We start from the raw sequence: 14,825 nt of genomic DNA on the forward strand, positions 1-14,825 counted from the left end.
TGTCGCGTTGCGACAACGAAAGGCTGCTGACACAATGTTGTCAGGAATTGCAATGGTTCCGGCGACTGGAAGGCAGTGGTCGATAGCATGACGAGCATARACAAGAGACGTAGCAGCACACCGGCCTTGGAATGGCCGACCGTATTCCTCACACTTTTCTGCTACGGCATCTGGCTCGCCGCCGGCTTCCTGCTCTGGCCGACCCATCCGCTGATCGCGCTCGGCGTCCTGGGCTTCATATTGGCACTGCAATCCTCGCTTGTGYATGAAGTGCTGCATGGCCATCCGACCCGCAACGCCAGGATCAACGAGGCCTTCGTCTTCCTGCCGATCGGCCTCGTCTGGCCGTTCCGCCGCTTCAGGACGATCCACCTTCGTCATCATGCGGACGAGCGGCTGACCGATCCGCTGGACGATCCGGAAAGCTATTATCAGGCGCTCTGGATGCATGAGGAACTGCCGCCGGCGATGAAGTTCCTGCTCAAGCTCAACAATACCATGGTCGGCCGTTTCATTCTCGGCCCGTGGCTGTCGTCGGTCGGCTTCTTCATCGACGACRCCAGGCAGATTGYCRCCGGCGACAGGACGATCCGCAAAGCCTGGCTGCTRCACGCCATCGGCCTCGCTGTCGTTGTGCCGATCGTGACGTTCGGCTTTGGCATCCYGCTCTGGCTCTACATACTGTTGCCGGTGTGGCTCGGCCAGTCGCTGATCGCGGTCCGCACCTATGCCGAACATCAGTGGTCGGAGCACCCCGAAGGGCGCACGATCATCGTCGAGCGGTCGCCGCTGTCGTTGCTGTTCCTCAACAACAACCTGCATTTCGTGCATCACAAGAGCCCGACCGTCGCCTGGTACAGACTGCCGAAGATGTTTCGCGATCGCCGCGACGAATGGCTGCGGATGAACAGCGGTTATGTCTATCCGAACTATTTTGCGCTGATCAGATCCTTTGCCTTCAAAGCCAAGGAGCCGGTCGTCCACCCGGTGCTGCGCCGCACGCCGGAGCCCGGCCGCGCCTTCAAGCCGCGCATCAGGGCGCGTAATGTGAATGGACTTGGAACGGTCCCAGTCCCGGCAGAGCCGCCCAAGGAGTAATCTCGACTTTTCGCGACGGCCTTTTTCGCAGCGGGACGCAGGCGCCGATGGCCGCCTGTCTTTGAAAGCTATTCGCCATGAGTAAGTTGGTTGCGGCTTTGCCGATGTATGACTGGCCCGAAATGCGCGGCGAGATCGACGCGCAATGGGCGCGGCTCCGCGACGCTTTCCGGCAAAGGGGCATCGATGCGCCGGAGAGTATGGCACGCAGCAATCGCGACCTGCCGCCGGTGCCTGGAGGCATTCGCGACGGTGCGGGGAAGCTGATTGCGCCTGACCCGGCAACGCTGCCAGCGGACGAGTTCGATTTTCATCAGCTTTGGCTGAGTCCGGCACTGCTCTTCGGGCAAACTTGCTGGGGGCCGATGGAACTCGGCCTGGCTGAACATGTGCAGGTAATTGCCCAGCCAGGTTACGACGCATTCGAGGGCGGGCAGGGCGAACTCTATTCCAGCGCGCTGGTGATGCTCGCGGATGGCGGGCCGCCAGTTGCCTCGCCTGAGGACGGCAAGGCCGTCATTCCGCTCGATCTTATTCGCGGCACGCGGTTCATCTTCAACGATCTGGATTCCATGTCCGGACTGATCGGGCTGACGCGCGACCTGGAGGCAATGGGCGAAAGTCTCGAGATCTTCGCCTCGCGCAGCGAAAGCGGTGGCCATAGGTCATCGATCGTTGCCATCGCCGAGGGCAGGGCTGATATCGCCGCAGTCGATTGCCGGAGCTGGGCTCTGGCGCAACGTTTCGAGCCGGCGGCGCGGCACGTGAAGGTCGTCGGCTGGACAGCAAGACGAAAGGGCTTGCCGTTTATTACGGCGCGGACCACACCGGCGGACGTCGTCGCGTCCATGCGCGCGGCTGTTGCCGCGGCCGGTTGATACGTCTCAACCGCCGAGCAATCGATCGTCCAGCGGATAGATCGACAGTTTTTCGTTGCCGGCGGCGGTGATCAGGATCTGCTCCTCGATCTTGACGCCCTCACGTCCACCCAGCCGGCCGATATAGCTTTCGACGCACAGCACCATGCCGGGTTCGAGCACGCCATCGGGCGTATCGTCCGTCCAGTCGCTGGCATGCGGCAAGGTTGGATACTCGTCCGCCAGTCCGGCGCCGTGATAGAGCACGCCGTAGCGCGCCGGGAAGCAGTCACCCGGCGGCACCGCCGAGCGTTCGACGAGATCGCGGAAGGAGATACCCGGCCGCATCAGCTCGGTGTTGTGGGCGATCTGGTCGGCGGCGATACGGAACAAGTCGCGCTGCTCGTTGGACGGCGTTCCGTCGCCGCAGAGCCAGGTGCGCGAGAGGTCGGCGCAGAAGCCGTAGGGACCGATGAGGTCGGTGTCGAAGGCGACGAGGTCGCCGTCCTCGACGACGCGCGACGAGCATTCCTGGAACCAGGGATTGGTGCGCGGGCCGGACGACAGAAGCCGGGTTTCGATCCACTCGCCGCCGCGCGCGATATTGCCGCGATGCAGCTCCGCCCAAAGCTCGTTCTCGGAGATGCCGGGCTTCAGCGCCGCTTCCATTTCGACCATCGCCGCCTCGCAGGCGACCATGGCGCGGCGCATGGCGAGAATCTCGTCGGGCGATTTGATGAGGCGCGCATTCTCCATCACCGCTTCACCATTGCCGACATTGATGCCGCGGCGGGCAAGCTCGGCCACGCCTTCCGGATTGATGTGGTCGACCGCGATGCGGCGATTGCCGCCGCCGTGTTCGGCAACAAGCTCGGCGATGCCGGCCGCCCAGCGGCGGACCTTCCTGTCGGTCAACTCCCCGCTGTAGAGGTACGTCCACGATACCGCCGGCCGCACCTCATCGACGATGCCGGCATGATCCGACAGGTGCTCGCAGGAGAAATAGTCGAACAGCACCACCGGGCCTTCGGTGGCGACGAAGCAGTAGCGCGTCGGGTTGTGCGCCACCCAGAGCTGCATGTTGGTCGAATCGGTCGCGTAGCGGATGTTGACCGGGTCGTAGAGCAGGGCGCCTGCATAGTCGCGGCGCTTGAGCTCGGCGCGGATGCGCTCGAGCCGGTATTGTCGCATGGCAGGCAGATCGGGAGCGGCAATAGCTGCCGCTGCCCATTCGGCTTCGGCCAGAGCGCCGTAGCCCAGCACATGCTGGTTGAGCGCGGCTGCCTTTTCGCGGGAAGCTTCACGCAGCGCTTCGACCGAGCCCGGTTCGAACGGCATGATCTTGCGGTGGCGGCCGAAGCCTCCCTTTGGTGCCGCGCTGTCCACGGCCGGGTCTCAGCTGCGCATCTTCTCGCCGCTTGGGTCGAAGGGCGGCTCGATATTGATGCGGGCCGGGCGGCGGTGGCCGAGGATCTCGATCTCGAACAGGCCCGCGCTCTCGTCCTCGGCGAGGGCTGCCGGCACATAGCCCTGCGCCATCGACTTCTGCACGTAATGCGCATAGCCGCCGGAAGTTACCCAGCCTACCACGCGCCATTCGCCGTCGACGATACCGCGCACGGCGGAAGCGCCTTCGGCGGCCTTTGAGCCGCGCACTTCCTTGCCGGTTTCATCGAAGCGCGGCGCGCCATAGCCATGCGGCTTTTCCACCGTGCCGTAGTCCTTGCCGACCTTGGCCCAGATCGGCTCGTCGCCCATCACGTCGGCATCCGCCGCATCGACGATGAAGGAGACGCGGCGCAGCTTCGGCCCTTCGGCATGCTCCTTGGCAGCCGCTTCCCGGCCGATGAAGTCGTTCTTCTCCAGCTTGATGAAGCGGTCCATCGAGCCTTCGAACGGGCCGTAGATCGGGCGCAGTTCGCGGAACCAGGTCGGGAAGTTCTTTTCGAGGCGCATCGACAGCAGCGCGCGCATGCCGAAATCGACCAGGCCGAATTTCTCGCCGGCTTCCTTGATCGCCTTGTACACGAGGCGCTGATAGGCGGGCGCCATCCAGATCTCGTAGCCGAGATCGCCGGTATAGGTGATGCGGTTGACCATGCAGGGAGCGCCGCCGACCGCCATCTCGCGGAAATCCATGAAGCGGAAGGCCTTGGTCGAGACGTCGATATCGACCAGCTTCTGCAGCAGGTCACGCGATTTCGGTCCGGCGATCGACAGCCCGACAAGCGTCTGGTCGAAGCGGTGGATGCGCACCGACCCGTCCTTCGGCAGGTGCTTCTCGAACCAGCGCATGTGATATTTCTGCGCGGCCGAAGAGCCCCAGATCATGAAGCGATCCTCGCCGGTCTTGGCGATGGTGAAGTCGCCGATCAGCCTGYCGAACTCGTTGATCATCGGGGTCAGCACGATGCGGCCGGTCTTCGGCATGCGGTTGGTCATCAGCCGGTTGAGGAAATCCTCCGCTGCCGGGCCGGAGACCTCGTATTTGGCGAAGTTGGCGATCTCGGTGACGCCGACCCGCTCGCGCGTGGCGCGCACTTCCTCGCCGACCGGACCGAAGTCGTTCGAGCGGTGGAAGGAGACGATGTCCTTCGGTTCGGTGCCTTTGGGCGCGAACCAGAGTGGGGTTTCCAGGCCCCAGCTGTCGCCCATCACCGCATTGTTGGCGAGCATGGTGTCGTAGAGCGGCGTGGTCTGCGCCGGACGCGCGGCCGGCAGTTCCTCGTTCGGAAAGCGGATCGAGAAGCGTCGCGAATAGTTCTCGCGCACCTTGGCGTTGGTGTAGCGCAGCGTCGCCCATTCGCCGAAGCGGGCGACGTCCATGCCCCAGACGTCGAAGCCCGGATCGCCGTGCACCATCCAGTTGGAGAGCGCGAGTCCGACGCCGCCGCCCTGGCTGAAGCCCGCCATGACTGCGCAGGCGCACCAGAAATTGGTCAGGCCCTGCACCGGGCCGACCAGCGGGTTGCCGTCCGGCGCGAAGGTGAAGGGGCCGTTGATGATCTGCTTGATGCCGGCCTTCTCGATGCCGGGGAAATGCTTGAAGCCGATCTCCAGCGACGGTGCGATGCGGTCGATGTCGGGCTGCAGCAATTCATGGCCGAAGTTCCAGGGGGTGTCGACCGGCGACCACGGCTTGCAGGCCTTCTCATAGGTGCCGAGCAGGACGCCGTTGCGCTCCTGGCGGGTGTAGATCTCGCCCTTGAAATCGAGCACGCCGACCATCTCGCGGCCGGTCGACTTGTTGAATTCCTCGACCTCAGGCATCGGCTCGGTGAGCAGGTACATGTGCTCCATCGCCAGCACCGGCAGTTCGACGCCGACCATGCGGCCAATTTCGCGCGCCCACAGGCCGCCGCAGTTGACGACATGCTCGGCCTTCACCGTGCCTTGCTCGGTGACGACGTTCCAGGTGCCGTCGACCTCCTGCGTCAGCTCGACGACGCGGTTGCGCAGCACGATCTCGGCGCCGAGCCTGYGCGCGGCCTTGGCGTAAGCGTGGGTGGTGCCGGACGGATCGAGATGGCCTTCGACCGGGTCCCRCATGGCGCCGACGAAATTCTTCTCGTCCATCAGCGGGAACATCGCCTTGGCCTCGGACGGGGTGATCAACTCGGTGTCCATGCCGAGATAGCGGCCCTTGGCGTGGGCGAGCCGCAGGAAGTCCATGCGCTCGGGCGTGTCGGCCATCATCACGCCACCGGTGAGATGCAGCGAGCAGGACTGGCCGGAGAGCTCCTCGATCTCCTTGTAGAGCTGGACCGTATAGGCCTGCAGCTTGGCGACGTTCGGGTCGCCGTTCAGCGTGTGGAAGCCGCCCGCAGCATGCCAGGAAGAGCCGGAGGTCAACTCCGAACGCTCGATCAGCATGATGTCGGTCCAGCCCGCCTTGGCGAGGTGGTAGAGCACCGAGCAGCCGACGACGCCGCCGCCGATGACAACCGCTTTTACGTGAGATTTCATGAAGATAGGCCCGTTTTTGAAGAGACAGTATCGTGGAAGCGGGGTTTCCCCTCCGGAGGGAGGGGAAGGGCGCCAGCCGGCATAAGTCCGCGCCCTTCCTCTCCCCCGTCGATCGGGGGAGAGGTGTCGAGCAAAGCTCGACGGAGTGGGGGTCGACTATTCATCGGACCAATTCAGACCAATACGGGCGATCAGAAATCGGTCGGCGCGCCGCCTTCGGCGCGGCGCTTCTCGACGAAGTCGTTGAGCTCCTCGCGGATCGCCGGGTCCACATAGGGCTCCTCATAGGCGGCGAGGCGGTCCTTCCAAACCTTGTTGGTGCGCTCGAGCGCCGTCGGCGAGCCGGCTTCGGTCCAGGTCTCGAAGTTGYGCCAGTCGGAGACGATCGGCGCGTAGAAGGCGGTCTTGTAGCGTTCCTGCGTGTGCTGGGTGCCGAAGAAATGGCCGCCTGGGCCGACTGACTGGATGGCGTCGAAACCGAGCGCGTCCTCGGAGAGATCGAGCGGAGTGAGAAACTCGGCTACCATCTGCAGCAGATCGATGTCGAGGATGGTCTTTTCGTAGGAGCAGCGCAGGCCGCCTTCCAGCCAGCCGGCCCCGTGCATCAGCAGATTGCCGCCGCCCTGCATGGCGCCCCAGAGCGAGAAGACGCTCTCATAGGCGGCCTGCGCGTCGACCGTGTTGGCGGCGCAGGTGTTGGAGGTGCGGTAGGGGATGTTGTAGCGGCGGGCGAGCTGGCCGCCGACGAGCTGCGCCTTCATGTATTCCGGCGTGCCGAAGGCCGGCGCGCCCGACTTCATGTCGACATTCGAGGTGAAGCCGCCATAGGCGACCGGCGCGCCCTTCTTCACCATCTGGGCGAAGGCGATGCCGGAAAGCGCCTCGGCGTTCTGCTGCACCAGCGCGCCGGCGATGGTGACGGGCGCCATGGCGCCCGAGAGCGTGAACGGTGTCACGATCACCGCCTGGCCCATGCTTGCCATCTGTATGATGCCTTCCATCATCGGCACGTCGAGCTTCAGCGGCGAGTTGGTGTTGATGATGGTGAAGACCGACGGCTCTTCCATCAGTTGCTCGCGGCTGATGCCGCGCGCGATGCGGACGATCTCGATGCCGTCGACATTGCGTTCCTTGCCGAGCGAGTAGATGTGAAAGACCTTGTCGGTCAGCGTGGCGAGGTCGCGGATGCATTCGAGGTGGCGGACCGACGGATGGATGTCGATCGGCTCGACCGGATAGCCGCCAGTGCACTGCAAGATGTTGTGCATCTGCGCTAGGCGCAGGAAGTTGCGGTAATCGGCCTGGTTGCCGGGGYGACGGCCACGGTCGAGGTCGGAACAGTTGGGCGCCGAAGCCATCATCGAAAGGATGACGTTGTTACCGCCGAAACGCAGATTGTGCGCCGGATTGCGGGCATGGAGCGTGAATTCCGACGGGCAGTGCGAGACGAGCTCGAGGATCATGTCGCTGTCGAAGCGCACCCGCTCGCTGCCCTCGCGGACGTCGGCGCCATGCGCCTTCATGATACGGCGGGCTTCCTCATGCAGCACGTCGACGCCGATCTCCTTCAGCACGCGCAGCGAGGCGAGGTGGATCGATTCCAACTCGTCGTCGGACACAAGCCTGGTCGGCGTCAGCGGGTTCTTCAGCTGCCGGAATGGCGGCTGCTCGAAGGCGACCCCCGCACCGGCGCGCTTTCCAGCGCGGCCGCCGCGGCGGGCGCGATCTGTTGCCAAAGCCGGTTCGGCGGGGTGAAGGGCGGCGGTCATGAGAAGCCTCGTGAGGATACGAAAGTGGCCGGCATAATGGACCGGCGGCAATCCTGCCGGTAAGGAGGCGGCGACCACTAGGGCGAGGGAAGCGACATGACGGACCGGCAGCCGGCCGGATGGCCGAATTGCCGCTCCCGGGCATCGGCCCGCCGTTCCGGACGACAATGCGCCGGCGATTGAACCGCGAGCCATGATGACCGGCCTCTGCAAAGATCGCCGAACATCCGCCGCAACRGGCAGTTGTTGCAGCGCCGGCTCTCCTGACAAGCAGTGGCTGGAGCATGCGCTTTCGCCGGCGGTGGCCCTTACGGCAATCGCCCGTATTGGCTAAGCCTTTTAGCGATTGGAGCAGCGATCATGGCTCTGGCGGAATCAAGGACCGGCGAGACGGTGCAATGGGCCGCGATCACCGGCGTGATCGCGACTGTGTCGGTTTTCGCCATCGCGCAAGGGCTTTCCTATCCGCTGCTCAGCTTCATCCTGCAGCGGCAGGGCGTGTCGCCGGCCGTGATCGGCCTGTCGGCGGCGATGACACCGGTCGGCTTCATCCTGTCCTCGCCGCTGATCCCCGGACTGGCGCGGCGCTTCGGCGCGGGGCGAACTGCGCTCACCTGCGCCGGGCTCTCGGCACTGGTGCTGGCGCTGATCGGGTGGACGCAAGACGTCTATCTCTGGTTTCCGCTGCGCTTCCTGGTCGGCGTGGTGACCAACCCGCTCTATGTGCTGAGCGAAATCTGGGTCATTGCGCTTGCCCCGCCGTCACGGCGCGGGCGCGTCATGGGCATCTATTCGACCATCATCTCCGGGGGCTTCGCGGCCGGACCGTTGTGCCTGCTCGGTGTCGGCACCGAAGGCTGGCCGCCTTTCCTTGTCGGCATCCTCGCGTTCTTCTTCTGCGGCGCTTGCCTGGCCGTGGTGGTGAAGCGCCTGCCCAAAGTCGACGAGGCCGGTACCGAGGTTTCGGTGCTTGGTTTCATGCCGCGCGCCTGGCTGCTGCTGTCGGCGGTCGTCGTTGCCGCCGGTTTCGAGCAGGCTGTGCTGGCGCTGCTTCCCGTTTACGRCACGCATTACGGCATTCCCGAAGCGCGCATGTCGGCGCTGCTGTCGGCGATGATTGCCGGCAATATCGCCATGCAGGTGCCGCTCGGGCTGCTGGCCGAAAGGCTGACRGCGCGCCTGGTGCGCTTCGGCTGCGTCTCGGTAGCGGTGCTCGGCTGCGTCCTGTTGCCGGTGCTGATCGAGACGCCGCTGATCTGGCCTTGCGTCTTCATCTGGGGAGCGGTCTCCTACGGCATATACACGATGTCGATCATCGAGCTCGGCGAGCGCTTCAGCGGCTCGACGCTGGTGGCCGGCAACGCCGCTTTTTCGCTGATGTGGGGCGTCGGCGGTGTCGTCGTGCCGCCGATTGCCGGCAGCGTGATGGATGTGATCGGTGCTGCCGGCCTGCCGGTCACGCTAGGTGCCATGTGCGCGGCGCTGGCTGTAGCCACCGTCACTCGCAGGCGAGTGGCATGAGACGGTCGATCTTCAGCTTTCTTTCTGTCTGAAGATCGCCCAGAGGTCGCAGTCAGCATGATGTTCCGGCGGATAGTATTTGTTGCGCAGCGCCCGCTGAATTTCAACAGCGCGCTCAAAGTCCTGGATCAGTCCGACGTTCGAGAGTTCCGAGTTCGCGAATGCGTCCGGAAAGCCGCCGCAATTGGTCAATGCGCTGTTGCCGACCGCCTTGTCCATCAGGTCGTAGCCAAGGAACGCAAACCCGTTCCAGTCAATCGAGCTCACATTCTCTGGAGGCCTTCGGATCACGCCCAGAATGTTGAGATCGCGGATATCGGCCAATTCGGATAGAAGGAAATCGAGATCCACGAAGAAGCTGAGCATGTTGTCTTCGTGAACAATATAAGGCCAGTAGCTCTCCTTGGTCTCGGCGAGTGCGAATGGGCAAAGCATTCCGTCGAGTGTGACGACCTCAGTCAACTGGATGAGCCCCGACCATTCGAGGTATTCCTTCCATCCGGCGCTGTGGAATGGGTCAAACTTCTTGGTGGCAATGAAGAGACGTTGCATGAGGCGCCATTGYGGTTCGGTCCGCTCCTTTTTACGTCCTCCAATTGAATGTCGGTAGCGCCATGCCGATGTTTGTGGCACCGAGCATCACGAATTTCGGAGACCACATGACCCAGTCGACCGCACAGAAGCAGCCAGGTTCAGCCGGCAAATCCGAGGATCCCTTCCTCTGGTTGGAAGACCGCAGCAGCAAGGAAGCGCTCGACTGGGTTCATCGCCAGAATGCGGTGACAGTCGGCGAACTGCAGGGCGATCCTTCCTATCAGGGCGCGTTCGAGACCGCGCTCGATCTGATGACGGCCGAGGACAATATCCCGATCGGGGCAGCGCTCGCCGAATATGTCTATAATTTCTGGCAGGACAAGGCCAATGCGCTGGGCCTGTGGCGCCGCGCACCGGTCGCTTCCTACAAGACCGACAAGCCGGACTGGGAAACGATCATCGACTTCGATCAGCTCTCGGCCAAGGAGGGGGTGAAATGGGTGTTCGGCGGGGCGAGCCGGCTCTATCCGGATTTCGACCGTTGCCTGCTCTCCATGTCGCCGGATGGCGGCGACGCCAGCGAGATGCGCGAGTTCGACATGGCGACGAAATCCTTCGTCGAGGGCGGTTTTCGCGCGCCTGCGTCCAAGTCGGGCTTTTCCTGGCTGGACAAGGATACGGTGATCGTCTCGGCGGCATTCGAGGAGGCCGACAAGACCCAGTCCGGCTATCCGCGCGTGGTCAAGCTGTGGCGGCGCGGCACGAAGCTGGAGGACGCAACGCCGATTTTCGAGGGCGAAAAGCATCACCTCGCGGTCGGCGGCGGCGTCGAGTTCGATGGCGACAGGAAACATGTGCTGCTTGGCAAGACCATCGACTTCTTTACCTCGCACAGCTTCCTGCGGCTGGCGTCGGGCGAGAACAGGCGCATCCCGCTGCCCGATGATGCCACCGACACGGCGATCTTCAAGGGGCAGCTCGTCTTCGGCGTGCGCGGCCCGTGGACGGCGCCCGACGGCACGAACTGTCTGCCGGACGGGCTTTATTCCGTCGATTTCGATCGTTGGATCGAGACCGGCGCGTTCGGACCGATCGAGACCCTGCTCAAACCGGCGCACCGCGTTTCCATCGCCGGCCTCGCCAGGACGCAGGGTCGGCTTTTCATCAACCTCATGGACAATGTGCGCGGCAAGGTCGTTGTTTGCGACCGCACCGACAACGGCTGGTCGCTGAAGCCGGTCGGCCTGCCGGACAACGGCAATGTCGGCATCAGCCATGTCGAGCATTTTGGCTCCAGTGTCTCCTTCTCCTTCACCGATTTCCTGACGCCGAGCTCGATCATCTGGTCGGACGACAATGGCGAGACTCTTCAAACAGTGAAGGCGCAGCCGGCGCGCTTCGATGCCTCGCCCTATATTTCGGAGCAGTTCGAGGCTCGCTCGAAGGACGGCACGATGATCCCGTATTTCGTCGTCAGGCGCCGCGATCAGAAAGGGCCGGTCCCGGCACTGCTCAACGGCTATGGCGGCTTCGAGGTGCCATTGTTGCCCGGCTATGGCGGCATCCGCGGCAGGCTCTGGCTGGACAAGGGCAACGCCTATGTGCAGGCCAATATCCGCGGCGGCGGCGAGTTCGGCCCTGCCTGGCACCAGGCCGCTCTCAAGGGCAACCGCCAGAAGGCCTTCGACGATTTCGCCGCCGTAGCCGAGGACGTAGTCAAACGCGGCATTACCACGGCGGCGCAACTCGGCATCCAGGGCGGTTCGAATGGCGGCCTGCTCACCGGCGTGTCGCTGACGCAGCGCCCGGAGTTGTTCGGCGCCGTCATCATCGACGTGCCGCTACTCGACATGCTGCGCTACACCGAATTGCCGCCCGGTGCGTCCTGGATCGCCGAATATGGCGACCCGTCGAAGCCGGAGGATGCCGCCTGRCTTGCTTCCTATTCACCCTATCAGCATGTCGCGGCCGATACCRCCTATCCGCCGGTGCTCCTGATGACCTCGACCGCTGATGACCGCGTCCATCCCGGCCATGCGCGCAAGATGGCGGCTCGGCTGCAGGCCATGGGCCATGCCGGCACGCTTTTCTTCGAAGAGATCGAAGGCGGTCACGGCGGGCGCGGCGATCGCCGGCCGCAGGCGGCGCAAACCGCCATGCGTTACATTTTCCTGCAACGTGCGCTGGGCATCGGAGCGAAAAGTGCAAGCCGGGATTCCGGCAATCCAATTGCTTGACCGAAAGCGCGGTGCAGCTTGAATTTCTAGCCACGGGCGGCTTAATGTGCCGCCATGGTTCGCATCAGCACATCAGGCGCCTTCGGGGTCGCGGTGACGCCGTCACCGCGCACGCTGCGTGCTGAGCTTTTGCGGCTTTGCGCCCGCATCGGCTATTCGCCGCCTCTCTTCCTTTGACGAATCCGCCCCGGCTTCTGCCGGATTGATTCAAGAGGAAAGCTCAAATCCATGACCTATCAGAATTATTCGCTGAAGCAGCTTCAGCAGATCGATGCCGCGCACCACCTTCATCCCTTCACCGACCACAAGGAACTGCGTGAAATCGGCTCGCGCATCATCACCCGCGCCGACGGCCCGTTCATCTATGATGCGGAAGGAACGGAAATCCTCGACGGCATGGCGGGCCTGTGGTGCGTCAATGTCGGCTATGGCCGCGACGAGTTGGCGGAGGCCGCTTATGCCCAGATGAAGGAGCTGCCTTACTACAACTCCTTCTTCAAGTGCTCGACGCCGACGCCGGTGCTGTTGTCGAAGAAGCTGGCGGAGTTGGCGCTGAAGCATGTCAGCCAGGTCTTCTACGGCTCGTCCGGTTCGGAGGCCAACGACACAGCCCTGCGGCTCGTCCGCCACTACTGGACGCTCGAAGGCAAGCCCGAGAAGAACCGCGTCATTTCGCGCAAGATGGGCTATCACGGCTCGACTATCGCCGGTACATCGCTCGGCGGCATGGAGCCCATGCACAAGCAGCTCGGCGGCGCCGTGCCCAACATCGTCCATGTGATGATGCCCTATTCCTATGAGCTCGCGCTGCCCGGCGAAAKCGACCATGACTTCGGCATCCGCGCGGCAAAGGCGGTCGAGGACGCAATCCTCGAAGCTGGCGCCGACAAGGTCGCGGCCTTTATCGGCGAGCCGGTGATGGGGGCCGGCGGGGTGAAAATCCCGCCGATGAGCTATTGGCCCGAGGTGCAGCGCATCTGCCGCAAATATGACGTCCTGCTGATGCTGGACGAGGTGATCACCGGCTACGGCCGCACCGGCGAATGGTTCGCGGCGCAGACCTTTGGTGTCGAGCCCGACACCATCACCACCGCCAAGGCACTGACCTCAGGCTATCAGCCGCTGTCGGCATTGCTCGTTGGCGACCGCGTCGCCAGGACGCTGGTCGAGAAGGGCGGGGAATTCTATCACGGATACACCTATTCGGGTCATCCGGTGGCCTGCGCGGTGGCGTTGAAGAACCTCGACATCATCGAGCGTGAGGGCCTGGTGGAGCGGGTCAAGAACGACACCGGTCCCTATTTCGCCCAGGCGCTCCAGGAACGCATTGCCGGCCACAGGCTGGTCGGCGAGGTGCGCTCGATCGGCCTGATGGGGGCGATCGAGATCGTCAAGGACAAGGCGACCAAGGAACGCTACCTGCCTTCAGGAAGTGCCGCCGTCCTCGTCCGCGACCACGCGATTTCGCAGGGAATGATGCTGCGTGCCACCGGCGACACGATGATTCTTTCGCCGCCACTGATCTGGACGCGCGACACGATCGACATGGCCTGCGAGCGCATCGCCAGGGCGCTCGATCTCGCCGACGCGGATTTGCAGAAGCGCTAGGTCACCGCGCTCGGGGCGCGCCCTTGGTGGAAGGGCGCCCCGAGCGATCCGAGCGACGGGTGCAGCGAAACCCTTCCGAAACGCAAAAACCGCGTCCCAGCGGGAACGCGGCTTTGCCAGATACGCATGGCGTTTCGCTACGAGAGACTTGCGAAACTTACGGGCTCCGGTACGCGAGACCTGATCCGGAGCGCCGGGCGGTTGCGATGTCCGCCTCGCAATCCCTTTTAAAGGCACATCGTTACCGGTGAGTTATCGAGACCTTAAGCAAATCTAAATTTGCCGGCTTTCCGTCAAAAAAATCGGCTAATAACCGTTTGCAAGCAGCGGTTTAGGTTTGATCGCCGCGCAGGAAATTAATGATGCCGGAAAAATCGACCCCGGCATTGCCTTGCGCATTGAAGAGTGCGTAGAGCTGCGTCGCCTCGGCGCCGAGAGGCGTCACCGCGCCGGAACCTTGCGCGGCTTCCTGTGACAGTTTCAGGTCCTTCAGCATGAGGGCCGCGGCAAAGCCAGGCTTGTAGTCGCGGTTCGCGGGCGATGCCGGAACGGGGCCGGGCACCGGGCAGTAGGTGGTGAGCGACCAGCACTGGCCGGAGGAGGTGGAGGCGACGTCGAACAGCGCCTGATGCGACAGGCCAAGCTTTTCGGCGAGCACGAAGGCTTCGGCGACACCGATCATCGAAATGCCGAGGATCATGTTGTTGCAGATCTTGGCGGCCTGGCCGGCGCCATCGCCGCCGCAGTGGACAATGCGGCCGGCCATCGGCTTGAGGATCGGCTCGGCGGCTGCAAACGCCTCGTCCGAGCCGCCCGCCATGAAAGTCAGCGTGCCGGCCGCAGCACCGCCGGTGCCGCCGGAAACCGGCGCGTCGATCGACGGCAAGCCGTGCCTGGCGGCAATGGCATGCGCCTTGCGGGCCGATTCGACATCGATGGTCGAGGAATCGATCAGCAGCGCGTCTTTTTTCGCCTTCGGCGCGATATCCTCATAGACCGACAGCACATGCTTGCCGGCGGGAAGCATGGTGATGACCACATCGGCATCCTTCACCGCGGCGACGGCATTGGCCATGACGGTCACGCCATGCGATTTCGCGACTGTGAGGTTCTCGGGAATGAGATCGAAGCCCAGCACGGCGTGTCCCGCCTTGACGAGATTAGCGGCCATCGGATTACCCATATTGCCCAAGCCGATGAAGGCGATCGTTGCCATCTTTTTCTCCCGAATTTGC

At 63.6% G+C, this 14,825-nt stretch carries 10 protein-coding genes; 5 read left to right on the forward strand and 5 right to left on the reverse strand.

Features of this window, described 5'->3' with window-relative positions; genetic code table 11:
• The first annotated feature begins 87 nt into the window (after positions 1-87).
• Both ORS3428_RS02065 and ORS3428_RS02070 read left to right on the forward strand, forming a co-directional pair.
• Positions 88-1,098, forward strand: coding sequence for a fatty acid desaturase (locus tag ORS3428_RS02065; protein ID WP_071094220.1), 1,011 nt, complete (start codon positions 88-90; stop codon positions 1,096-1,098).
• Between the two features lie 77 nt (positions 1,099-1,175).
• Positions 1,176-1,976 (forward strand): phosphate/phosphite/phosphonate ABC transporter substrate-binding protein, encoded by an 801-nt coding sequence (locus tag ORS3428_RS02070; RefSeq protein WP_071094149.1) that lies wholly within the window; start codon positions 1,176-1,178, stop codon positions 1,974-1,976.
• A gap of 6 nt (positions 1,977-1,982) precedes the next feature.
• On the opposite strand, the gene ORS3428_RS02075 is transcribed toward ORS3428_RS02070, so the two are convergent.
• From ORS3428_RS02075 to ORS3428_RS02085, 3 genes are all read right to left on the reverse strand, one after another.
• Complete coding sequence (locus ORS3428_RS02075) at positions 1,983-3,341, reverse strand: M24 family metallopeptidase (RefSeq protein ID WP_071094150.1); 1,359 nt, start codon at positions 3,339-3,341, stop codon at positions 1,983-1,985.
• 9 nt (positions 3,342-3,350) lie between these two features.
• Positions 3,351-5,921 (reverse strand): GcvT family protein, encoded by a 2,571-nt coding sequence (locus ORS3428_RS02080; protein WP_071094151.1) that lies wholly within the window; start codon positions 5,919-5,921, stop codon positions 3,351-3,353.
• A gap of 191 nt (positions 5,922-6,112) precedes the next feature.
• The gene (locus tag ORS3428_RS02085; protein ID WP_071094152.1) at positions 6,113-7,690 is read right to left on the reverse strand and encodes a trimethylamine methyltransferase family protein; all 1,578 of its coding nucleotides are present in this window, start codon (positions 7,688-7,690) and stop codon (positions 6,113-6,115) included.
• Between the two features lie 360 nt (positions 7,691-8,050).
• Between ORS3428_RS02085 and ORS3428_RS02090 the strand changes: the two genes are divergently transcribed.
• Positions 8,051-9,211: an MFS transporter gene (locus tag ORS3428_RS02090; RefSeq protein WP_071094153.1), complete on the forward strand. Its 1,161-nt coding sequence runs from the start codon at positions 8,051-8,053 to the stop codon at positions 9,209-9,211.
• Between the two features lie 12 nt (positions 9,212-9,223).
• On the opposite strand, the gene ORS3428_RS02095 is transcribed toward ORS3428_RS02090, so the two are convergent.
• Positions 9,224-9,763 carry a hypothetical protein gene (locus ORS3428_RS02095; RefSeq protein WP_071094154.1) on the reverse strand — a complete coding sequence of 180 codons (540 nt, stop codon included), beginning with the start codon at positions 9,761-9,763 and terminating at the stop codon, positions 9,224-9,226.
• A 107-nt stretch (positions 9,764-9,870) separates the two neighbouring features.
• On the opposite strand from ORS3428_RS02095, the gene ORS3428_RS02100 reads away from it, so the two are divergent.
• Entirely contained in the window at positions 9,871-11,982 is a 2,112-nt protein-coding gene (locus ORS3428_RS02100; protein WP_071094221.1) for a prolyl oligopeptidase family serine peptidase, read from the forward strand.
• 228 nt (positions 11,983-12,210) lie between these two features.
• The gene (locus ORS3428_RS02110) at positions 12,211-13,590 is read left to right on the forward strand and encodes an aspartate aminotransferase family protein (protein WP_071094156.1); all 1,380 of its coding nucleotides are present in this window, start codon (positions 12,211-12,213) and stop codon (positions 13,588-13,590) included.
• A gap of 331 nt (positions 13,591-13,921) precedes the next feature.
• Here ORS3428_RS02110 and mmsB read toward each other — a convergent pair whose 3' ends face one another.
• Entirely contained in the window at positions 13,922-14,806 is an 885-nt protein-coding gene (gene mmsB / locus ORS3428_RS02115; protein ID WP_071094157.1) for a 3-hydroxyisobutyrate dehydrogenase, read from the reverse strand.
• Positions 14,807-14,825 lie beyond the last annotated feature (19 nt).

The organism is Mesorhizobium sp. ORS 3428, assembly GCF_001854785.1.
In the GTDB taxonomy this organism is placed as follows: domain Bacteria; phylum Pseudomonadota; class Alphaproteobacteria; order Rhizobiales; family Rhizobiaceae; genus Mesorhizobium.

Coding starts and splice junctions, on each gene's coding strand:
- ORS3428_RS02095 (WP_071094154.1), bottom strand. CDS start 9,763: ATGCAACGTCTCTTCATTGCCACCAAGAAGTTTGACCCATTCCACAGC.
- mmsB (WP_071094157.1), bottom strand. CDS start 14,806: ATGGCAACGATCGCCTTCATCGGCTTGGGCAATATGGGTAATCCGATG.
- ORS3428_RS02070 (WP_071094149.1), top strand. CDS start 1,176: ATGAGTAAGTTGGTTGCGGCTTTGCCGATGTATGACTGGCCCGAAATG.